The sequence below is a fragment of the Actinotalea sp. C106 genome (assembly GCF_023630195.1).
Taxonomy (GTDB): domain Bacteria; phylum Actinomycetota; class Actinomycetes; order Actinomycetales; family Cellulomonadaceae; genus Actinotalea.
On sequence record NZ_JALPKN010000023.1, the window covers coordinates 1 to 21301 of the forward strand.

Genomic DNA, 21301 nt, shown 5'->3' on the forward strand with positions numbered 1-21301 from the left:
GGCCTCCGACTTCGGCCGCCCTCGGCGCACCTGACGCGGAGGGCGCCCGGGCCGCGGCCACGGGCATGGTCGCTGCGGAGGTCCGGGAGACCCTCGGGCTCTAGCCCGGCTCAGGCATCCCGGCAGGGGGCGGCGGATGGAGCGGCGGGGTCACCAGGACCCGCCGCCCCCGCCGCCGACGCCGCCGCCCGAGAACCCACCGCCGCTGAACCCCGAGGACCCCCCGGAGCCCGCGGTCGGTGCCGAGATCGCCGTGTCGGCGATGTGCGTGAAGCTCGACAGGTCGCTGCCCAGGGTCGCGGCCCCGGCCCAGAACCCGGCGTACCCGTAGTGCCCGACGTACCAGGTGGGCTCGGGGAGCTCACGTCCCTGCGCGGCGAGGTCGGCGAAGACCTGCGCCCACCGCTCGGTCAGCTCGAAGGCCACCGCGAAGGGCAGGTACCGGCTGAACAGGTCCTCGCCCTCCTCGAAGCGCAGCTGGCCGGCCTCGGCCGTGGCGAGGTACTGCCGGAAGCCCTCGGCCTGGACGAGCACCGCGGTGCCGCGAGCCGTGCGTGCGGGGGCCTTGCCCGTCGTCGCGAGCATGAGGACCCCCGGCACGACGGCGGCGAGGCCTACCAGGCCGAACGACGTCCAGATGCCCAGCCCGACGGCCAGCAGCCCCCCCACGACGGTCAGCAGCAGGCCCTGCAGGCCCCAGCGCGTCCGGGCCTTCTGCGGGTTGCCGCGGAACCAGCCGCGATCGGTGACCTCGTCGTACAGCTCGCCCTGCACCTTGGTCATCGAGGCGTGGAAGCTCGTGCGCAGGTCGGCCAGGGTGACCTGGTCACGGTCGGTGAAGATCTCCGCGAGGAGGGTCCTCTCGTAGGGGAGTAGATCGGTCGCGGGCCGCTCGGTGCGGATGAGGCGCCAGTCCTTCTCGGCGTCCTCGTCGGCCGGGTCGGCGTCGGTGCCGTCAGCCTCTGCGGCGGCCGCAGCGACCTCGGCAGGGTCGATCTGCTCGATGACCAGGTACCCACGGACCGCGAGATCGATGATCGTCGCGGTGACGTCGTGCGGGTCGGCCGTCTCGTCGACCAAGGTCCCCAGCTGGCCTGCGTGCAGACCTGCCGGTGGGGTGAACTGCACGGCGGTCGGCCCACGACGCCGCGGGCCGACGGCGTGCTCCTGGTCGCCCGCGGGCAGCAGTCCCGGTGTCAGGCCGAGGAACTGCTCGTCCCGCCCCTGGCGCCGGACGCGACGCAGCACGAGCAGCACGCCGCCGACGCCGATGAGCGCCGCCAGACCACCGGTGACGGGGGTCAGGGCGTAGGCGCGGTCGAGGGCCCACCGGTCGATGAGGACGGGCTCGACCCCGGCGAAGGTGCCCGGTGGGTAGGCGGCCGCGACCGTGAACGGGGTGCCGGCGGGGACGAGGTCGTGCGTGAAGCTCGCCCCGCCCTCGGCCGCCCGGGCGTCCTGGCACGGAGCGTCCTCAGCGACCCCGCAGGTACCGTCGACGGGCTCCGCCGGAGCGTCGACCGTGACGGTGACGTCCTCGACGGGCAGGGCCCAGTCGGTCAGGACGTTGAGGTAGAGCTCGTCGCGCTCGAGGGCGCCGTCGGGCCACGGGTAGTCCGCGGCGTTGACCCAGCCCTCGACCTGGAAGGTCACCTGGTAGGAGTGCTCACCGGTGAGGGTGTTCTCGTCCGGGTCGCCGATGCGGATCTCGAGCCACCGGCCGTTTTCCTCGACGTCCACCTCGGTCGGGGCGGTCTCGCTCGTGGCCTGCACGTCGGTGATCCGGTAGACGCGGTCCTGCTCGTCGTCGAAGCGCTGCTTGACCGGGTAGGTCAGGTACGGGCCGCGGTTGGGCTCGGAGCCGAAGTCCATGGTCAGGTCGAGGGTGACGTCGGCGATGCCCTGCTCGTCGAGGTCGATCGCGAGGTCGTAGGCCGCGACGCGGTCGTCCGGCGAGACGTCCTCGGACTCCGCCGCGGCGGGGGCGGCGCCGACCAGGGCGAGGACGGCTCCTGCGAGGAGGGTGAGGCCACCCCGTGCAGCGGCACGGACGCGGTGCGGCGGAGGAGCCGGGCTGGTGGTCGTGGTGGTGGGGCGGGCGGCCCTCACCGGTTCTTCCGCAGGCTCATCGCGGCCTGGGCCTCGCGGACCTCCTGGCGCTCGCGCAGCGCGTGGCGCTTGTCGTACTCCTTCTTGCCGCGGGCCAGGGCGATCTCGACCTTGGCTCGCCCGTCGACGAAGTACAGGGCCAGGGGGATGACCGTGTGGCCCTTGCCCTGGGACTCGTGCTCGATCTCGACGATCTGGTGCTTGTGCAGCAGGAGCTTGCGCTTGCGCCGCGGGGCGTGGTTGGTCCAGGTGCCCTCGGTGTACTCGGGGATGTGGACCCCCTCGAGCCAGGCCTCACCGCGGTCCACCTGCACGAACCCGTCCACCAAGGAGGCTCGTCCGGCACGCAGGGCCTTGACCTCGGTGCCGGTCAGCACGATGCCCGCCTCGAACGTGTCGTCGATGTGAAAGTCGTGCCGCGCCTTCTTGTTGCTCGCGACGAGCTTGCGCCCTGTCTCCTTGGCCATCAGGCCAGGCTAGGCGATCGGGACGGCCCCCGGCTCCGCATTTCCCGCGCAGGGCGTGACGAGGAGCCGCCGCGGCCTCTCAGAAGAAGCTGCGCGGGTTCTGGGTCGAGCCGTTGACGTACACCTCGAAGTGCAGGTGGCACGCCGTCGAGGTGCCGGTGGTCCCTGAGTAGCCGATCACCGTGCCCGCGCTGACCTGCTGGCCGGCGCTCACGGCGAAGCGCGAGAGGTGGTTGTAGCTCGTCATGAGCGAGGAGCCGTTGTGGTACCCGTGGTTGATCATCACCTGGTTGCCGAAGCCCCCGCGGTAGTAGGACCACTGCACCGTCCCCGAGCCGGCGGAGATGATCGGTGTACCGCAGTACGCGCGGAAGTCGGTGCCGGCGTGGAGGCGGAGGTCGCCGTACACGGGGTGCACGCGCCAGCCGTACTCGGAGGTCACGAACGGCGGGTTCATCGGGCTCGGGTAGCTCAGCACCGCGCCTGGCGTGCCGCCTGATGAGCCCCCGGAGCTGCCGCCCGAGGAGCCCCCGGAGGAGGATCCCCCCGACGATCCACCGGAGGACCCGCCCGAGGAGCCGCTGCTGGCCGCGGCCTTCTCGGCAGCCTTGCGCCGGGCCTCCTCCTCGGCGAGGCGCTTGGCCTCGGCCTCCTGCTCCTTGCGGATGATCTCCTTGAGGTCGCCCTCGAGGGACTGCTGCTGGCGCTCGAGCTGGGCCTTGTCGGCGAGGTACTCCTCGCGCTTGTCCTCGATCTGGGCGAGCTTGACCTGCTGCTGGTCGAGCAGGGTGTCGAGCTCGACCTTGCGCGCCTCGGCCTGCTCGCGCGCCGCCTCGGCCTCCACGACCTTGGCGTCGGCCTCGGCCTTGAGCCCGGTGATCTCCTCACGCACGGCCTCGAGGCGCACCTGACGGTTCCGGTTGACCCCGTTGAGCTGCTCGAGGTCGCGCAGGGCCTGGGTCTGGGTGCGCAGTGCCGTGGTGGCCATGGCGGACTGGGTGACGAAGTCGTCGGTGTCCTGCGCGCCGAGCACGGCCGACAGGGAGGACGCCGTCATGTCGCCCTTGTACGCCTCACGAGCCATCTGGCCGATCGCCGAGCGCGTGAGGTCGGTGCGGGCGTCGTCCTCGTCGATCTTGGTGCTGATGCTCTCCTCGAGCACCTCGGCGTCCACGAGTCGCTCGGCGATCAGCGCGGCCTCGAGCTGCAGCTCGGCCAGGAGGTTCTCGGCCTCGGCGAGCTCGGCCTCGGCGGCGGGGATGCGCGCCTCGATGCCCTCGAGCTCGGCCTGGGTCGCGATGAGGTCGGCGTCGGTGTCCTCGAGGTGCGCCTCGAGGTCCTCCATCGCCGCGTCGGTCGCGCGCTGCTCGGCCTCGGTCTTCTCGCGCTGGTCCTCGAGGCTGCTGGCGAGGGCGGGGCCGGTCGGGGAGATCAGCCCGACGCCCAGCAGCAGCGTGGCCAGCCCCCCGGCCAGGCCGGCCCGGACGCGTCCGGGCGAGAACCGGCGTCGTGCGGCGCCCGACGATGACGCGGCGGGACGGCTGGGGCGGGGGAGGGGGCGCATCGTCAGACCTTCGTGTAACGGCTCAGGGTGACCACCGAGGAGATCGCCGCCAGGGCGATCGCGACGGCCACGAGCAGGGGGGCGATCATCCACACCTCGTCGGTCCCCACGTAGGGGATGAACTGCACCGACTGCGCCAACCAGTCCTCGACCAGGTACCTCATGCCGAACCACAGCCCGGCGACGGCCATGACCGCCCCGATGGTCGCGGCGATCGCACCCTCGAGCATGAACGGCAGCTGGATGAACAGGTTGGAGGCGCCGACCAGACGCATGATGCCCGTCTCGCGACGGCGGCTCATGGCCGACAGGCGGATGGTGGTCGTGATGAGCAGCACGGCGGCGAGCAGCATGATCCCGGCGATGCCCGCGGCCACCAGGCTCAGCCGGTTCATCACCAGGATCAGGGGTTCGACGACGGCCCGCGGGTCACGCACGTCCTCGACGCCCTGGCGGCCGGTGAACTGGTCGGCGACCACCTGGTACTGGGACGGGTCGACCAGGGCCACCCGGAAGGAGGCCTGCATCTGGTCGGCGGTCAGGCCCTGGGCCCACCACTCGTCGGCGAAGCGCTCCTGGAAGGCGTCGTAGGCCTCCTCCTGGCTCTCGTAGTAGGCCTGCTCGACGTAGTCGGCCATGGCTGGGGAGTCGAGCTCCTCGCGCAGGGCCTGGGTCTGCTCGTCGCTGATCTGACCGCCGGCGCAGGTGGGGACGTCGGAGTCCTGCGGGCACAGGTAGATGGTGACCTCGACCTGGTCGTACCAGTCGTCCTTCATCTCGCCGATCTGCAGCTGGAGCAGCCCGGCGGCGCCGACGAAGGTCAGCGACACGAAGGTCACGAGGATCACCGAGACGGCCATCGACAGGTTGCGGCGCAGCCCGATGCCGATCTCGGACAGGATGAACTGCAGTCGCATCAGCGAGCCGATCCGTAGACGCCGCGGGACTGGTCACGGACCATCTGGCCGGACTCGAGCTCGACCACGCGCTTGCGCATCTGGTCGACGATCTCGTCGTCGTGGGTGGCCATGACGACCGTGGTCCCGGTGCGGTTGATGCGGTCGAGCAGGCGCATGATGCCGACCGAGGTGGTGGGGTCGAGGTTTCCGGTGGGCTCGTCCGCGAGGAGGATCGAGGGCCGGTTGACGAAGGCGCGGGCGATCGCGACGCGCTGCTGCTCGCCGCCCGAGAGCTCGTGCGGGAGCCGCTTCTCCTTGCCGCCCAGGCCGACCAGCTCGAGGGTGTCCGGGACGGTGGTGAGGATGTGGTGGCGGGGCTTGCCGATGACTTGCAGCGCGAAGGCCACGTTCTCGAAGACCGTCTTGTTGGGCAGCAGCCGGAAGTCCTGGAACACCGCGCCGATCTGACGGCGCAGGTGCGGGACCTTCCACGTGGACAGGGTCGAGAGCTCCTTGCCGGCGACGAAGATGCGGCCCGCGCTGGGCCGTTCCTCACGCAGGACCAGGCGCAGGAAGGTCGACTTGCCCGAGCCCGAGGCGCCGACCATGAAGAGGAACTCTCCGCGCTCGACCTCGAGGTCGATGGCGTCGAGCGCCGGGCGGGCGCCGCGCGCATAGACCTTGGTGACGTTCTCGAATCGGATCACGGGTGCAGGCCACTCTCAGGGGGGTGTGGGTGCGGCACGTGCCCCGACCACCAGAAGCGGTCGCGGCGCACGCCGGATCGAGAGTAGGCAGGCGGGGCGTCGCCCGCCGTCGTGACACGCCGCCTGGGCCGTGCGGACCCCGGGCCGAAGGCGGACAAGTGGTCACAGAGCCTGACACCGAGCCTGCGGGGCCCCTCCCGAGATGCGGTGACCCTTGCGTGACGGCACGGTGGGTGAACGCTCCGAGGCTGTCAGGGTCACGGGCTGCGACGAGGGAGGCGCATGGCACAGGCAGGAGGTGGCGCGCCCTCGCGGTCGGCGGGGGTCGGCGTCGCGGCGGGTGGTGCCGCCTGGTTCATGCTCTACCTGCTCGTCACCGTGGTGCCCCTGCTGGTCGCCGTGTCCGCGAACCCGCCGCCTGGTCGGGACCTGTGGACCGAGATCTCCGTCGGGCTGGGGTTCGTGGGGCTGTCGATGCTGGGGCTCCAGTTCGCGGTGGTCAGCCGGTTCTCGGCGATCAACGCCCCGTTCGGGCTGGACGCCGTCCTGCAGTTCCACCGGGAGATCTCCTACGTCGCGATGGTCTTCGTCCTGGCCCACCCGGGGATCATCTTCGTGACGCAGCCGGAGATGATCGAGGTCCTGAACCTGGTCGAGGCCGACTGGCAGGCCCGGTTCGGGGTGCTCTCCGTCCTCGCACTGCTCGTGCTGGTCGCCACCTCGGTCTGGCGCCGTCGGCTGCGGCTCCGGTACGAGGTGTGGCGGGTGCTGCACGGCTCCCTGGCGGCCGTGGTCGTCGTGGCGGCCCTCGTGCACATCGAGCAGGTCGGGTACTACGTCGACGGGTTCTGGAAGCGGAGCCTGTGGATCGTGATGTCCGCGGCGTTCGTGGCGTTGCTGGTGAACGTCTACCTCGTGCAGCCGTGGCGGGAGCGGCGTCGACCCTGGGAGGTCGCCTCGGTGACGCCGGCGCGAGGTTCGTCGTGGACGGTCGAGCTCAGGCCCGTCGGGCACGAGGGCCTGCGCTTCGCCCCCGGGCAGTTCGCCTGGGTCACGTTCGGGCGCTCGCCGTACGCGGTGCGGGAGCACCCCTTCTCGATCTCGTCCTCGGCCGAGGAGCCCGGGGCGGTGCAGTTCGCCATCTCGGAGGCCGGGGACTTCACCTCGACCGTGGGGGACCTCGAGCCCGGGACCCGCGCGTACCTTGACGGGCCGTACGGCGTGTTCAGCTACGAGCGGCACGAGGGGCCGCGCTTCGTCTTCGTGGTGGGTGGTATCGGCATAGCCCCGGTGCTGAGCATGCTCCGCACCCTTGCCGACCGGCAGGACGCCCGCCCATGCCTGCTCGTCCTGGGAAACCCGACGTGGGAGGACGTGCCCTACCGCGACGAGCTCGAGGAGCTGCGCGACCGCCTGGACCTCACGGTGGTGCACGTCCTGGAGGACCCGCCCGCGGAGTGGGACGGGGAGAGCGGGTTCATCGACGGCGAGGTGCTGGACCGCCACCTGGGGGAGGGGTACCAGCGGGCGCGGTACTTCCTGTGCGGGCCGGTCCCCATGACCGACGCCGTCCAGGCAGCGCTCGCGGAGCGTGGGGTCCCGGACGACCATGTCCATCTCGAGCTCTTCGAGCTCGTGTGAGGAGGTTGAGCAGTGCGACATCAGCTCGTGCGCACCGCGGTGTGGCTCATGGCGGGGCTGGTGCTGGCCGCCGTCCTGGTCTTCGCCGTGCTGGCGACTCAGAACTGAGGGCCGGCGGACGGCCCGACCGGGGGCTCGGCTCTCGGCGCTGCCGGGTCAGCTCTCGTTGCCGCCTCGGCGCCAACGGATGCCGGCCTCGATGAACCCGTCGATGTCGCCGTCGAACACGGCGCTCGGGGTGCCGACCTCGAACTCGGTGCGCAGGTCCTTGACCATCTGGTAGGGCTGCAGCACGTAGGACCGCATCTGGTCGCCCCAGCTGGCCTTGATGTCCCCCGCGAGCTCCTTCTTGGTGGCCTTCTCCTCGGCCTGGCGCAGCACGAGGAGCCGGGACTGCAGCACGCGCAGGGCCGCCGCGCGGTTCTGGATCTGGCTCTTCTCGTTCTGCATCGACACGACCGTGCCGGTGGGGATGTGGGTGAGGCGCACCGCGGAGTCGGTGGTGTTGACCGACTGGCCGCCGGGGCCCGAGGAGCGGAAGACGTCGACCTTGATCTCGTTCTCGGGGATCTCGATGTGGTCGGTCTGCTCGATGAGCGGGACCACCTCGACCGCGGCGAAGCTCGTCTGGCGGCGGCCCTGGTTGTCGAAGGGGGAGATGCGCACCAGCCGGTGGGTGCCGGCCTCGACCGACAGGGTGCCGAAGGCGTAGGGCACCTGCACCTCGAAGGTCGCGGACTTGAGCCCGGCCTCCTCGGCGTAGGAGGTGTCGAGCACCTGGGTGGGGTAGCCGTGGCGCTCGGCCCACCGCAGGTACATGCGCAGCAGCATCTCGGCGAAGTCCGCGGCGTCGACGCCGCCGGCCCCCGCGCGGATGGTGACGACGGCCTCGCGGGCGTCGTAGTGGCCGTTGAGCAGGGTGCGGACCTCGAGGGCGCCCAGGTCCTTGCGCAGGGTCTCGAGCTCGTTCTCGGCGTCGGCGAGGGTGTCCTCGTCGGCCTCCTCGCGGGCCATCTCGACGAGGGTCTCGAGGTCCTCGATGCGCTGGTCGAAGCCCTCGATGCGCTCGAGGTCGGTCTGCGCGTGGGACAGCTCGGAGGTGACCTTCTGCGCGGCGGCGGTGTCGTCCCACAGGTCAGGGGCCGAGGCCTGGTCGGAGAGCTCGGCGATCCGGGAGCGCAGGGCGTCCGGGTCGGTCACGGCACTGATGGTCCCGAAGGTGGTCCGCAGTGCGGCGATCTCGGCGGAGAAGTCGGTGGCTGCCACGGTGGTCGAGGTTACCTGCTCGTGGCCGAGGGGCATTCGGGGCCCTACTGGGTGCGGGCCCGCGCCGTGGCCTCGAGGCGGATGCCGTCGGACCAGAGTGAGGTGATCGCGCTGATCAGCGGTGGTTGTGCGCGGGCGGCGAGGGTGACCTCGGCGGTGCGCTCGTCGGGGGTGGCAGTGCTGACGACGTGGACGCCGGTCAGCCGCCCGGTCGCGGGTGAGACGGCGAGCTGGTCCTCGGCGGCAGCACGCACCGAGTCCGGGGTGAGGACGACGAGCCCGCCGTCGGGCGGCAGCGCGTCACCGCGCCCGTAGTAGACGTCCTCGTCGAGGGCGTCGGCGGCGGCCAGCGCGACGTGGTCGGCGAGGGCGAGCAGACGCTTGCGTTCGAGGTGGATGCTGCTCGCCGAGACCACCACGGTGACGAGGAGCAGGGCGAGCACCCCGTAGGCGATCGACAGCAGGAGGATCTGGCCCTCGTCACGGTGGGGGCCGGTGATGCGGTGGCGCAGGCGCCTCGTCCACGTGCGGACGTGACGGCGGGGTTCACTCACCGCCGTGCCCCGCGAAGGTGTCGACGTGACCTGTCGCGACCGCCGAGACGGGGACGGCGAGCGGCACGACGGCCCGGACGAAGCCAGGGACACCCGGCAGTGGCACCTCGACCTCGACCGTCACGGTGACGTCTGACCCTGGCGCGAGGCACGTGGCCGAGCACACGACCCCGACGGCTCCGGCGGCGGCCGCCGGGTCCAGGCCCTGATCTCCGAGGGCGAGGGCGACGGCCGAGACGGCGCGGTCGTGGGCCCCGTCGGCGTCCTGGGCGGTCGTGTAGGCCCGGGCGGCCTCACGGGCCGCGCCGTCGACCGCGAAGCTGGCGGCCTGCAGCTGAGCCAGCACGATCACGAGGTAGACGACCGGCACCAGGAGGAGCAGTGAGACGCCGAGGAACTCGACCACGGCACTTCCTGATTCGTGGTCGACCTCCGTCTGCTCCGCGGCCCAGGTGGGCGGTGGTTCGATCCGTCCCGCGTCGGACCGCGACGGCACGGACCAGACGCGGGTCGCGCTGGTCATGCGGCCTCGTCCAGGGCATGGCCGTCGACCGTCAGGGTCGACGGGCCGAGGAGCCCGACCAGGGGGAGCGGGGCATTGACCTCGACGCGCACCACGTCCAGGCCGTCGATCAGCAGTGCCTGGGCGGTGACCTCCTGGGCGAAGCGGGGGGACAAGGACATCTGGATGAGCTCACGTGCCCGGTCGGCGCCGTGCGCGGGGTCGCGGTCGGCCAGGGCGCCGTACCGCGCGCCCTCGGCGGCGCAGTCGATGAGCGTCGACCGGACGTGCAGGGTCAGGGCGAGCTGCAGCACGGCGGCGAAGAGGAGCGTGGTGAGGGCGCCGACGAGGACGAAGTCGACGATCGCCGCACCTCGCTCCCCGTCCTGCGGGAGCGTGGAGCGCAGCTGGTCGGGGCCCTCAGACCGCGGTGACACGCGCGATGGCGCTCTCGAAGACGCCGATCAGCGCGGGACCTGCGACGGCCCACAGGGCGATGACCAGGCCCGCGGTCATGAGGGTCACCAGGACCCACCCGGGTACGTCGCCCCGGTCGTCGAAGATCAGCTGCTCGTCGGGCAGGTCAGCCTCGGTGTGGTGCTGCACGGGTCCTCCTGATGGGTGGTGGCGGCCGGTGAGGCGCGCCGTCGGGTGGTGGTCGGGTCACAGGTCGATGCGCAGGGCGGCGAGGCCGGGGAAGACCGCGAACACGACGGTCACCGGAAGGATGAGGAACACCACGGGGACCATCATGATCACCTCCTTGCGACCGCCGGCCTCCATGAGGGCGCGACGGCCTGCTTCACGGACGTCGTCGGCCTGGGCGCGCAAGACGTCCGCCAGCGGTGTCCCGCGGTCGACCGCCACCGAGATGGCCTCGGCGAAGCGGGCGAGGCTCGTGACGCCGGTGCGGTCGGCGAGGCGGTCGAGGGCGACCGTCAGGGGCGTCCCGGCTCGCGTGTCGGCGACTGTCCGGGCCAGCTCCCCGGCAAGCTCCCCGTGCGTGGTGCGAGCGACCCGATCGAGCGCGCCCGACGCACCCTCTCCTGCACCGACCGCCAGGGCGAGGAGCTCGGCGACGGTCGGCAGCTCTGCGAGGATCCGCTCTTCGCGGCGCCGGACCTGGCGGCTGAGCAGCTGGTCCCGGCTGACCAGTCCGGTGACCGCCGCGGCCGCGACGACCAGTAGCCCGGCCACGGGGTGGGTGCCGCGGGTCGCGACGAGCAGGAGAGCGAAAGCCAGACCGAGGGCGGTGCCGAGCACGGTCCAGACCACCTGCTCGGCACGGAACTGCTCGACGCTCTGCCCTCGGCCGGCCCGCATCAGTCGGCGCTGGAGCTCGACGGTCGGAGACCCCCAGCGTTCGACGAGGCCGACGGCGTCGAGCATCACGGGGGCCAGCAGGCGCTCGAGGGTCGGGAAGGGTGAGTGGGCGGTGGGCGTCAGGAGGAGACGCGATCCGCTCTGCTTGGGACGCAGGTAGGGCGCCAGTCGGGCGTCGAGCCGCGGGCGCCGGGCGCGGAGCCGCCACGCGATCAGCCAGATGCCGAGGCCGCCGAGGCCTCCGGCCATGCCCCCTACCCAGCTGGGGACCACCCACATCGCCGTCATCGCAGCACCCGTACGTCCTCGGGCAGTCGCCCGATGCGCACCATCAGCTGGTAGGCGACCACCGAGGAGCCGGCGCCCGTGGCGAGCACCGCGACCCCCGCCGGGGTGTCGTAGGCCGAGGCTGCCTCCGGGCGGGTCGACAGCAGGGCGAGGACGACCCAGGGGGCGGCGACGGCCAGGCGTGCCGCGTTCACGGTCCACCCCTGCCGGGCCTTGAGCTCGCCTCGCGTGCGCAGGTCCTCGCGGAGGAACCCGGCGAGGGTGCGCAGGAGCCGTCCGAGGTCCGTGCCGCCCACCTCGCGGGTGAGGCGCAGGGCCTCCACGATGCGGTCGGCCACCGGGTCGGCCAGGCGGGCCTTGAGGGTGTCGAGGCAGTCGCCGAACCGTCCGCTCACGCGGTAGTCCTCGGCGAAGGCTGCGAAGGCGGGGCGCAGCTCGACGGGGCCCCGCGTGCCGAGCTGGCCGAGGGCCTCGGGCAGGGAGAGCCCGGCGCGGATGCCGGAGGACAGGTGGTCGACGACCTCGGGCCACACGGTGCGCAGCGCGGCGCGGCGTGACCGGGCGCGTCCCCGGACCAGGGCCTGGGGAGCCGCAGCTCCCATCATCGCGAAGCAGGTCGCCACCGCAGGTGACTGGGTCAGCGCCAGGGCCAGCACGCCGACCAGCAGGCTCGTGGTCACGCATGCCCCGACCAGCGCGCCTGGGCTCACCCCGGGAGCCCCTGCCTGGACGAGGAGGTCGCTGGTGTTCTCCGACCATCGGCTCCGGCGCTGGCGTGGTGCGGGCTCCGAGGTCAGGGCCCACAGCACCAGGCACAGCCCGGCGCCGAGGAGCAGGCCGGTCACCACTCCCACGTCAGACCGCCTCCCGCAGGAGCTCGGCGAGGTCGATGCCTGCGCGCGCGTAGCGGTCTGCGTGCGGGGGGAAGCCCCCGGCGCGGCGCAGCACCCCGTCCCGCTGGGAGAAGACGTCGGTGGCCTCCACCACGCCGTTCTCGACGCGCCCCGGCACGGCGACGATCTCTCGGGTGCGACGCCGACCGCGGGCGTCGACGTCCAGGTGCACGACGATGTCCACGGCGGAGGCGACCGTGGGGACCACGAAGGCAGCCGAGACGTTCTCCCCGGCCAGGAGGGGCAGCGTGCAGACCTTGGTCAGCGCCTCCCGCGCACTGTTGGCGTGCACGGTGCACATCCCCGGTACGCCCGCGTTGAGGGCGATGAGCATGTCGAGGCTCTCCGCCTCGCGGACCTCGCCGATGATGATGCGGCTGGGGCGCATCCGCAGCGCCTCCTTGACCAGGCGGCGCAGGGTGACCTCGCCCGTCCCCTCGAGGCTCGGCTGGCGGCACTGGAGGCCCACGACGTCGCGGTGCGGGATCTTGACCTCGAAGACCTCCTCGCAGGTGACCACGCGCTCGCGGGGAGGGATCGATCCGGCCAGTGCGTTCAGCATGGTCGTCTTGCCGGCCTGCGTGGGCCCCGAGACCAGGATGTTGAGCCCCGCCGCGACCGAGGCCGAGAGGAACTGGGCCGCCGCCCCGGTGAGGGAGCCGAGGGAGACGAGGTCCTCGAGGTGCGTGGCGCGGACCACGTGCTTGCGGATGTTCACGGCCCAGGCGTCGCGGGTGATGTCGGGGATCACCACGTGCAGGCGTTCGCCGCCCGGCAGCGCCGCGTCCACGAAGGGGCTGGAGAGGTCCAGGCGGCGCCCGGACAGGCGGAGCATCTGCTCGACGAGCTCGCGGACCTGCCCCTCGGTCAGGATCGTGGTGGTGAGCTCGGGCTCGCCGCGCCGTGCGACGAAGACCTGGGCGGGGGAGTTGATCCAGATCTCCTCGACCTCGTCGTCGTCGAGGTACTGCTGCAGCGGGCCCAGGCCGGCGACGGCGTCGAGCACGGCCTTGGTCGCCGAGGTCGGGTCGGGCAGCGGCGTGACGTGCCCGCGGAGGGAGCGCTCGTCGTAGTCGGCGACGACGGCGCTGACCAGCTCGTGCAGGGAGGCGTGGTCACGCAGGGGGTCGATGCCGCGCCGACGGACCAGCTCGCGCACCTCGTGCTCGAGCAGAGCAACACCGTCCACTGATCCCCCTGAGCCCCGCCGCTTCGACGGCCCGAGCATAGGGGAGCAGAACCCCCCAAATCACCCGGGTGTGGATAACTCGATCCGGTGAACCTGCACGGTCGGGGCCTACCTCACGGGTGCTGCACGTCGATCACCACGCGCGTCGGGTCCTCGAGCCCGAACACCCGGAACGGCTCGTCGGAGGACAACCCGATCCAGATCTCGGCCTGGGCCTCGAACATGGCCCCGTACCGCACCTCCTCGATCACGCCGCCGGACTCCGGCAGCATCGTTCGTGGCCCCTCGAAGGGCTGGGCGCCCTCGGCGGTGGGGTACACGACCCCGCGCACCAGGATCCGCAGGTAGTGCTCGCCCTGCAGGTAGACCGGCTCGCCCGCGGCCTGCTGGGTGGGGTTGTCCACGTACTCCCCGCGCCAGCCCGGTGTGCCCTCACCTACCAGGTCCACGACCACGCGGTCGAAGCCGTCGCGGGCCGCGAAGCGCAGGTCCACCGGGCTCAGCCGGGCCCCGGCCGACACCTCGGAGGTGTCGGGCTGGCGGTTGGCGGGGAAGGGCGCCGCGTCGCCCTCGGGAGCCTCCTCAGCGGGGGCCTCCTCGGGGTGGTAGACGTCGATGACCACCCGGGTCGGATCCTCGAGCTGGAACACCCGGAAGGGCTGCTCGGAGGACAGGCCCACGTACAGCTCGAGCTGGCCCTCGTAGATCGCGCCGTAGACGACCTCCTGGACCACGCCGGCCGAGCCGGGACGGAAGCGCTGCGGACCCTCGTACTCCTCGGCCCCCTCCTCGGTGGGGTACACCACGCCCCGCACATGGGTCGTCAGAGCAGCCTCGCCCGCGAGCTCGACCGGCTGTCCCGAGCCGGCCAGGCGCGGGTCGTCGGTGTACTCGCTGAGCCAGCCGGGCTGCCCGGGCCCGCTGAGGTCCAGCACGATGCGGTCGAAGCCGTCGTGCACCCCGAAGCGCAGGTCCACCGGGCTCAGCCGCGCGTCGTCGCTCATCTCGGCGGTGTCCGGCTCGCGGTTGGCGGGGAAGGGCGCCTCGTCATCCGCCGGGTCCGCGTCCGGCAGGGGCTCGTCGCCCCCCGTGACCTGCGGGTGGTAGACGTCGACCACGAGCCGGGCCGGGTCCGCCAGGGCGAAGACGCGGAAGGCCTCCTCCGAGCCCACGCCGACGAAGATCTGCTGCCGACCCTCGAACAGCGGGCCCCGAGCGACCTGCTCGACCACACCGGCGGACTCCGGGGCGATGCTCTCCGGGCCCTCCCACTGCGCCGCGCCCTCCTCGGTCGGCAGGGCGACGCCCTCGATCGTGACCTCGAGCACGCTCTGGCCGGCCACCTGGACGGTCTCGCCCGAGCCCGCTGCCGTCGCGGTGCCGGTGTACTCGGTCGACCAGCCGGGCTCGCCCTCGCCGGCCAGGTCGATCACCACGCGGTCGAAGGTCTCGTGCACCCCGAAGCGCATGCCTGTCGGGCTCAGCCCGGGCTGGTCCGACGGGTCGGTCGTGTCGTCCGACGGCGGGGAGGTGCTGGGATCCTGCTCCTCGCCGAAGGGCACGTCCTCGACGGGGTCGTCCTCGGTCAAGGGCGTCTCGGAGGACGGCGGGACAGGGTCGGCCTGCGGGGTCTCGGCCGGTGACGAGGCCGTCGGGGAGGTGGTCGGGTCGGGCTCGTCCGTGGTGCACCCGACCAGGACCAGGGCCCCGGCCGCCGTCACGGCGAAGATGCGGGTCAGTGGTGCTCGTCGCATGGGATCGCTCCGGTGGTAGTCGGCCGACGTCGCGGCGCCGACCTCGGCTGCACCTCCAGCCCTATCGCGCCCCGCCGTCCCGGGCAATCGGGGGGAGGAAACGAGACCGTCGCGTGATCTGGTACAGCCCCACGGCCGCACCGCCGATCTCCGGCCGATGTGCGACAGGGCCCGCGTTCTCCCAGCCGGTGGGGAGCCCGCGGGCCCTGTCGGAGATCGCGGCTAGAGTCGACCGCCGGCGCCCATCACTCCGTGGGCGCCCAGCAACCCGAAGGTGTCCCATGCGTCGTGCGCGTCCTGCCCAGTCCGTCCGTCCCACCTCCCCGGCCCGCGCCGGGGGCGTCGTGCTCGCGGCGGCCACCGCGCTCGTGCTCGCCGGCTGCTCCTCCGAGACCACCGAGGACGACGCCGCGGCCCCCGCCCCCGAGGCCACCGAGGCCGAGTGCGAGCCGGGCAGCCTGCCGACCCTGACCGACGAGGTGCTCACGGTCGGCGCGGGGGAGCCCTACCTGCCCTGGTACACCGACGAGTACGAGTCGGGCGAGGGGTTCGAGTCCGCCCTCATCTACGCGGTCGCCGCCGAGCTCGGGTACCAGGCCGAGGACGTGCAGTGGGAGACGGTGACCTTCGAGCAGATCATCAGCCCCGCCGTGAAGCCCTTCGACGTCGCCGCCTACCAGACCTCCATCACCGACGAGCGCCGCGCGGCCGTGGACTTCTCGAGCCCGTACCTGACCACCCGCCAGGGCGTCATCGTCATGCAGGACGGCCCCTACGCCGACGCGAGCACGATCGCGGACCTCGAGGGTGCGCGCATCGGCGTCACCGCCGCGCAGACGAGCCTGACCCTCTCCGAGGCGGCTTTCGGCGAGGACGCCGACATCTCGCCCTACAGCGCAGCCGGCGACGGCATGCAGGCCCTGCAGTCCGGCACCATCGACGCGATGGTCATGGACGTCGACCAGGGCGTCGCGGCCTCGACCGAGTACTTCCCCGACTCCATGGTGATCGGCACCCTGCCCGACGAGGGCGTCGTCGAGCAGTACGGCCTGGTGCTCGACGTCGACTCCGAGCTCACCACCTGCGTCTCGCAAGCCGTCGACTCCCTCGAGGAGGACGGCACCCTGGGCGAGCTGCGCACCACGTGGCTCAAGTCGGACGACATCCCCGTCCTCGAGTGACCCGGGCCTGACCCCCATGACCGCGGTGGAGCGACCGTGAGCGAGACGACCGGCGCGCGCCCCTGGTCGCCCTCGCCCCTCGCCCTCGAGCGGGCCGCCTTCCGTCGCGCCCAACGACGACGCTCGGGCCTGGTCGCCCTGGTCAGCACCGCCCTGGTGGTGACCGCGGTGGTGCTCGTCGTCGTCGGCGCCCCCGGGTGGGAGCGGGCACGCACGGCCTTCTTCGACCCCGAGAACGCCTGGGCCGCCCTGCCCGCCATCCTCGAAGGGCTGTGGCTCAACCTGCGCGTCTGGGTCATCGCCGGGACGGTCGGCACCCTGCTCGGACTCGCCCTGGCGGTCCTGCGCACCAGCCGGATCCCGGCCCTCTTCCCGGTGCGAGCCCTGGCCATCGGCTACATCGACCTCTTCCGCGGCGTCCCGGTGCTCCTGGTGCTGTACCTGGTGGGCTTCGCCCTCCCGGCCCTGCGCCTCGAGTGGTTGCCGACCTCGAGCGCCTTCCTCGGGGCCCTCGCGATCGTGCTGACCTACACGGCCTACCTCGCCGAGGTGTTCCGCGCGGGCATCGAGTCCGTGCACCCCTCGCAGGTGGCCGCGGCGCGGTCCCTCGGCCTCAGCCGCGCGCAGAGCATGCGCACCGTCGTGCTGCCCCAGGCCGTGCGCAACGTCACCGCCCCGCTGGCCAACAACCTCATCTCCCTGCAGAAGGACTCGGGTCTCATCTCGGTGCTGGGGGCCGTCGATGCCATCCGTGCCGCGCAGATCGCCACCACCGGCACCTACAACTTCACGCCCTACGTCGTGGCCGGGCTGCTCTTCTTCCTGGTGTCGTTCCCGCTGACCCGCGCCGTGGACGCCTACCAGCGCCGCCGCGGGTGGGGGCGCTCCCTCGCGACGGTCACCGGGGGAGGGGACATCCGATGACGGCCCTGCTCTCCCTGCGCGGCGTGCGCAAGACGTACCCCGCCCCCGCCGCGGCCCGTGGCCGGGCCGGCGAGGAGGCCCGTGTCGTCCTCGACGACATCGACCTCGACGTCGACCGGCACCGCTGCGTGGTGCTCATCGGAGCCTCCGGCTCGGGGAAGTCGACCCTGCTGCGGGTGGTCAACCTCCTCGACGAGATCGACGACGGGCAGATCCTCCTCGACGGGCAGGACGTCGCCGACCCGCGCCTGGACGCCAACGCCGTGCGCGCCCGCATGGGCATGGTGTTCCAGGCCTACAACCTGTTCCCGCACATGCGCGTGCTCGACAACGTCACCCTCGCCCTGCGCCTGGTGCACCGCCGACCACGCGAGGAGGCCGACGCCGCCGCGGTCGAGATGCTGCGCCGCGTGGGCCTGGCCCACAAGGCCACGGCCTACCCCGACCAGCTCTCGGGCGGGGAGCAGCAACGCGCCGCGATCGCCCGCGCCCTGGTGCACGGCCCCGAGCTGCTGCTCCTCGACGAGGTCACCTCGGCGCTGGACCCCGAGCTGGTCGGCGAAGTCCTGGACCTGCTCGCCGAGCTGCGCGGCGAGGGGCGCACCATGCTCGTCGCCACCCACGAGATGGGCTTCGCCCGCCGCGTCGCCGACGAGGTCTGCTACCTGCACGACGGGCAGGTCCACGAGCGCGGCACCCCCGAGCAGGTGCTCGGCGACCCGCAGCGTGAACGCACCCGGACCTTCCTGAGTCGCCTGGCCTCCTGAGGGCCGCGGCGGGCCGTCCCGATACCCTCGACCCGTGTCCGTCGCCGAGCTCTCGTCGAGCGCCCAGAACTACGTCAAGATCATCTGGGGCCTGCAGGAGTGGTCCACGGCCGACGTCACCGCCACGATGATCGCCGAGCGCGCGGGGGTGCGGCTCTCGACCGTCTCCGACGCGGTGCGCCGGCTCGCCGACCAGGGGCTCGTCGAGCACACCCGCTACGGGGCCGTGACCCTCACCGACCTCGGCCGTTCCCACGCCCTGGCCATGGTGCGCCGCCACCGCCTCATCGAGGCCTTCCTCGTCAACGTGCTCGGGTACCGCTGGGACGAGGTGCACGACGAGGCCGAGGAGCTCGAGCACGCCGTCTCCGACCTCATGGTCACCCGCATCGACGAGCTCCTCGGCTTCCCCACCCGCGACCCGCACGGGGACCCCATCCCCGCCGCGGACGGCACCGTGACCATCCCCGACGCCGTCCAGCTCTCGCACCGCGAGCCCACCGGCCAGGTGGTCGTCGAGCGCATCTCCGACGCCGACCCCGGCCTGCTCCAGTACTTCTCCGACACGGGGGTGCTGGTCGGCGCGACCCTCGAGCTCTCCGCCGGTGCGGCGTACTCCGAGGCCGTCGGCGTGCGCCCGGAGGGGCGCGACGGGGTCAGCCTCGGCCCGGCAGCCGCCGACGCCGTCTGGGTCTCGCCCGTCACCCCCTGACGGGCCGTCCCGCTCAGGCCGCCGCACGCTCCCGGCGCAGCCGGCGACGTCGTGCGGCCCACCGGGTGCCGAGCAGGCCGTGCCGCGGGCTCGCCAGGTACACCAGCGCGAAGGCCGCGCCCTGAGCCAGGACCACCGTGCCGCCCGGGGCCGTGTCCAGGTAGTAGCTCGCGTACAGCCCGATCACGGCGCAGCTCGCCGAGATGACCGGGGCCAGCACCAGCATCCGGCCGAAGCGGTCCGTCAGCAGGTACGCGGTGGCCCCCGGGATGATCAGCATCGCGACGACCAGGACCACCCCGACCGCCTGCAGCGCCACCACGGCCGTGAGGGCCAGCAGACCGAGGAGCACCGCGCCCAGCAGCCGGGGACGTAGACCGATCGCGTGGGCGTGGGTGCGGTCGAAGGCGTAGAGCGTGAAGTCCCGGCTCTTGATGAGCAGCACCGCGAGCACGACCGCCCCGAGCACCATGACCTGCGTGAGCTCGGGCCAGGACACGCCCAGCAGGTTGCCGAAGATGATGTGGTTGAGGTCGGTCTGCGACGGCGTCACCGAGATGAGCACCAGCCCCAGCGCGAAGAGGGTCGTGAAGACGATGCCGATCGCGGCGTCCTCCTTGACCCGGCTCGTGTCCCGCACCACGCCGATCAGGCCCACCGCGAGGAACCCGAACACCACGGCACCCAGGGCGAAGGGCGCCCCCACCACGTAGGCGAGGACGACGCCGGGCAGCACGGCGTGGGCGACCGCGTCCCCCATGAGGGACCAGCCGATGAGCACCAGCCAGCAGGACAGCACCGCGCACACCACCGAGGCGACCAGGGTGGTCAGCAGCGCCCGGACCATGAAGTCGTAGGCCAGCGGGTCCACGAGGAGGTCGACGGCGGTCGTGGCGAGGGCGCTCACGGCTCGGCCCTGCCGTCCAGGCCCAGGCCGAAGGCCATCGCGAGGTTCTCGGGGCGCAGCACCTGCGCCGTCGGGCCGTGCAGCAGCACCCGACGCATGAGCAGGGCGGCCTCGTCGGCCAGCTCGGGCAGGGCATGCAGGTCATGGGTCGAGACGACGATCCCGGCCCCCTCGGCGGCGAGCTCGCGGAGCAGGCGGACCATGGTGGCCTCGGAGTCGCGGTCGACCCCGGCGAAGGGCTCGTCCAGGAGCAGCACCCGGGCGCCCTGGGCGATGCCCCGGGCCACGAAGGCCCGCTTGCGCTGGCCCCCCGAGAGGCGACCGATCTGACGCGAGGCGAGGGGGGCCACACCCACCCGCTCGAGAGCCGCGTCGACGGCCTCGTGATCCGCCCGGCGCGGTCGCCGCGTCAGGCCGAGGTGCCCGTACCGGCCCATCATGACGACGTCGCGCACCGTCAGCGGGAAGGACCAGTCGACCTCCTCGGACTGCGGGACGTAGGCCACGGCCCCCGCGCGCCGGGCCCGCGCCGAGCTGCCGCCGTCGACCGCGACGGTGCCGTGCTCGGGGGTGACCAGCCCCATGATCGTCTTGAAGAGGGTGGACTTGCCCGAGCCGTTCATCCCGATCAGACCGCAGACGCGCCCGGGCTCGACCCGCAGGCTCGCCCCGTCCAGGGCCAGGACCTCGCCGTAGCGGACGGTGACCTCGCGGACGTCCACCGCCGGAGCCGCCATGTCAGCCCCCGTCCCCGGCCGGGTCGCCCGTCAGTCCCTCGACGATGACCTCGGCGTCGTGCCGCAGCAGGTCCAGGTAGGTGGGCACCGGCCCGTCGGGCTCCGAGAGGGAGTCCACGTACAGGACCCCGCCGAGCTCGGCCCCCGTCGCCTCGGCCACCTGGCGCATCGCGGCGTCCGAGACGGTCGACTCGCAGAAGACCGCGGGCACGTCGTCACGCTCGACGAGCTCGATCACCTCCACGACCCGCCGGGGCGTGGACTGCTGCTCGGCGTTGACCGGCCACAGGTAGGCCTCGTCGAGGCCCGCGTCCCGTGCGAGGTAGGAGAAGGCGCCCTCGCAGGTCACCAGGGTGCGCTGGTCCTCGGGCAGGGTGGCGAGCCGTTCGACGAGGTCCTCGTGGACCGAGCCGAGCTCCTCGGAGTACGCCGCACCGTTGGCCGTGAACTCCTCGGCGTGGGCCGGGTCCAGGGCGCTCAGGGCGTCCACGATCGCGTCCACGTAGCGCTGGGCCTCGACCGCGCTCATCCAGGCGTGCGGGTTGGGCAGCCCCGCAGCGACGTCCCCGGTGATGTCGATCGGCTCGACGTCCTCGCTGAGGACGACGCGGGGCACGTCGAGGTCCGCGACGAACTGCTCGAACCACGCCTCGAGTCCCAGGCCGTTGTCCAGGACGAGGTCGGCCTGCGAGGCGCGACGGATGTCCCCCGGGGTGGGCTCGTAGCCGTGCACCTCGGCCCCGGGCTTGATGATCGACTCGACCCGCACGTGGTCCCCGGCGACGTTCTGGGCCATGTCGGCGAGCACCGTGAAGGTGGTCAGGACCAGGGGGGCGTCCTCGGGGGCGCCCCCGGCCGGCGCCTCGCCGTCGGTCGCGCAGGCGCCGAGGGCCAGGGCGAGCGCGGCACCGAGGGCC

General features: G+C 72.6%; 22 protein-coding genes. 5 read left to right on the forward strand and 17 right to left on the reverse strand.

Annotation, left to right across the window (positions count from 1 at the left end):
- Positions 1–150 precede the first annotated feature (150 nt).
- The 5 genes from L0B03_RS03000 to ftsE form a co-directional block, all read right to left on the reverse strand.
- The gene (locus tag L0B03_RS03000; RefSeq protein ID WP_250443915.1) at positions 151–2109 is read right to left on the reverse strand and encodes a DUF2207 domain-containing protein; all 1959 of its coding nucleotides are present in this window, start codon (positions 2107–2109) and stop codon (positions 151–153) included.
- Positions 2106–2576, reverse strand: a complete 471-nt coding sequence (smpB, locus tag L0B03_RS03005; protein ID WP_208055409.1) for an SsrA-binding protein SmpB — start codon at positions 2574–2576, stop codon at positions 2106–2108. The genes L0B03_RS03000 and smpB overlap by 4 nt, the downstream gene beginning before the upstream one ends.
- Positions 2577–2655: 79 nt before the next feature.
- Complete coding sequence (locus tag L0B03_RS03010; RefSeq protein WP_250443918.1) at positions 2656–4140, reverse strand: M23 family metallopeptidase; 1485 nt, start codon at positions 4138–4140, stop codon at positions 2656–2658.
- Between the two features lie 2 nt (positions 4141–4142).
- Entirely contained in the window at positions 4143–5057 is a 915-nt protein-coding gene (gene ftsX, locus L0B03_RS03015) for a permease-like cell division protein FtsX (RefSeq protein ID WP_250443919.1), read from the reverse strand.
- Positions 5057–5746, reverse strand: coding sequence for a cell division ATP-binding protein FtsE (gene ftsE / locus L0B03_RS03020; protein ID WP_250443921.1), 690 nt, complete (start codon positions 5744–5746; stop codon positions 5057–5059). Before ftsE ends, ftsX begins: the two co-directional genes overlap by 1 nt.
- Positions 5747–6028: 282 nt before the next feature.
- Here ftsE and L0B03_RS03025 point away from each other — a divergent pair, with 282 nt between their 5' ends.
- Complete coding sequence (locus L0B03_RS03025) at positions 6029–7387, forward strand: ferric reductase-like transmembrane domain-containing protein (protein WP_250443923.1); 1359 nt, start codon at positions 6029–6031, stop codon at positions 7385–7387.
- 156 nt (positions 7388–7543) lie between these two features.
- On the opposite strand, the gene prfB is transcribed toward L0B03_RS03025, so the two are convergent.
- The 9 genes from prfB to L0B03_RS03070 all read right to left on the reverse strand — a co-directional run bounded on the left by prfB (position 7544) and on the right by L0B03_RS03070 (position 15156).
- Positions 7544–8653 (reverse strand): peptide chain release factor 2, encoded by a 1110-nt coding sequence (gene prfB, locus L0B03_RS03030; protein WP_250443925.1) that lies wholly within the window; start codon positions 8651–8653, stop codon positions 7544–7546.
- Positions 8654–8697: 44 nt separating this feature from the next.
- The gene (locus L0B03_RS03035; protein ID WP_250443927.1) at positions 8698–9207 is read right to left on the reverse strand and encodes a pilus assembly protein TadG-related protein; all 510 of its coding nucleotides are present in this window, start codon (positions 9205–9207) and stop codon (positions 8698–8700) included.
- The gene (locus L0B03_RS03040) at positions 9200–9730 is read right to left on the reverse strand and encodes a pilus assembly protein (RefSeq protein ID WP_250443929.1); all 531 of its coding nucleotides are present in this window, start codon (positions 9728–9730) and stop codon (positions 9200–9202) included. Before L0B03_RS03040 ends, L0B03_RS03035 begins: the two co-directional genes overlap by 8 nt.
- Positions 9727–10146: a TadE family protein gene (locus L0B03_RS03045; RefSeq protein ID WP_250443931.1), complete on the reverse strand. Its 420-nt coding sequence runs from the start codon at positions 10144–10146 to the stop codon at positions 9727–9729. The genes L0B03_RS03040 and L0B03_RS03045 overlap by 4 nt, the downstream gene beginning before the upstream one ends.
- Positions 10130–10315: a hypothetical protein gene (locus L0B03_RS03050; protein ID WP_208055400.1), complete on the reverse strand. Its 186-nt coding sequence runs from the start codon at positions 10313–10315 to the stop codon at positions 10130–10132. Before L0B03_RS03050 ends, L0B03_RS03045 begins: the two co-directional genes overlap by 17 nt.
- A 57-nt stretch (positions 10316–10372) precedes the next feature.
- Positions 10373–11320 (reverse strand): type II secretion system F family protein, encoded by a 948-nt coding sequence (locus tag L0B03_RS03055; protein WP_250443932.1) that lies wholly within the window; start codon positions 11318–11320, stop codon positions 10373–10375.
- Complete coding sequence (locus L0B03_RS03060; RefSeq protein ID WP_250443934.1) at positions 11317–12174, reverse strand: type II secretion system F family protein; 858 nt, start codon at positions 12172–12174, stop codon at positions 11317–11319. The genes L0B03_RS03055 and L0B03_RS03060 overlap by 4 nt, the downstream gene beginning before the upstream one ends.
- 1 nt (position 12175) lies before the next feature.
- Entirely contained in the window at positions 12176–13402 is a 1227-nt protein-coding gene (locus tag L0B03_RS03065; protein WP_250443936.1) for an ATPase, T2SS/T4P/T4SS family, read from the reverse strand.
- Between the two features lie 113 nt (positions 13403–13515).
- Entirely contained in the window at positions 13516–15156 is a 1641-nt protein-coding gene (locus L0B03_RS03070) for a hypothetical protein (RefSeq protein WP_250443938.1), read from the reverse strand.
- Between the two features lie 281 nt (positions 15157–15437).
- Between L0B03_RS03070 and L0B03_RS03075 the strand changes: the two genes are divergently transcribed.
- Genes L0B03_RS03075 through L0B03_RS03090 form a run of 4 tightly spaced genes read left to right on the forward strand, consistent with a single transcriptional unit; the run spans position 15438 to position 18740 of the window.
- On the forward strand, positions 15438–16337 hold the full coding sequence (locus L0B03_RS03075) for an ABC transporter substrate-binding protein (RefSeq protein ID WP_250443940.1): 900 nt from the start codon (positions 15438–15440) through the stop codon (positions 16335–16337).
- Positions 16338–16373: 36 nt separating this feature from the next.
- Complete coding sequence (locus L0B03_RS03080; RefSeq protein ID WP_250443941.1) at positions 16374–17261, forward strand: amino acid ABC transporter permease; 888 nt, start codon at positions 16374–16376, stop codon at positions 17259–17261.
- Positions 17258–18028: an amino acid ABC transporter ATP-binding protein gene (locus L0B03_RS03085; RefSeq protein WP_250443943.1), complete on the forward strand. Its 771-nt coding sequence runs from the start codon at positions 17258–17260 to the stop codon at positions 18026–18028. Before L0B03_RS03080 ends, L0B03_RS03085 begins: the two co-directional genes overlap by 4 nt.
- A 34-nt stretch (positions 18029–18062) precedes the next feature.
- On the forward strand, positions 18063–18740 hold the full coding sequence (locus L0B03_RS03090; RefSeq protein ID WP_250443945.1) for a metal-dependent transcriptional regulator: 678 nt from the start codon (positions 18063–18065) through the stop codon (positions 18738–18740).
- Positions 18741–18753: 13 nt separating this feature from the next.
- Here L0B03_RS03090 and L0B03_RS03095 read toward each other — a convergent pair whose 3' ends face one another.
- The 3 genes from L0B03_RS03095 to L0B03_RS03105 form a co-directional block, all read right to left on the reverse strand.
- Positions 18754–19587, reverse strand: a complete 834-nt coding sequence (locus L0B03_RS03095) for a metal ABC transporter permease (protein ID WP_250443950.1) — start codon at positions 19585–19587, stop codon at positions 18754–18756.
- Positions 19588–19643: 56 nt separating this feature from the next.
- On the reverse strand, positions 19644–20384 hold the full coding sequence (locus tag L0B03_RS03100) for a metal ABC transporter ATP-binding protein (protein ID WP_250443947.1): 741 nt from the start codon (positions 20382–20384) through the stop codon (positions 19644–19646).
- A 1-nt stretch (position 20385) separates the two neighbouring features.
- On the reverse strand, positions 20386–21301 hold a 916-nt coding region (locus L0B03_RS03105; protein WP_250443949.1), incomplete at its 5' end, for a metal ABC transporter substrate-binding protein.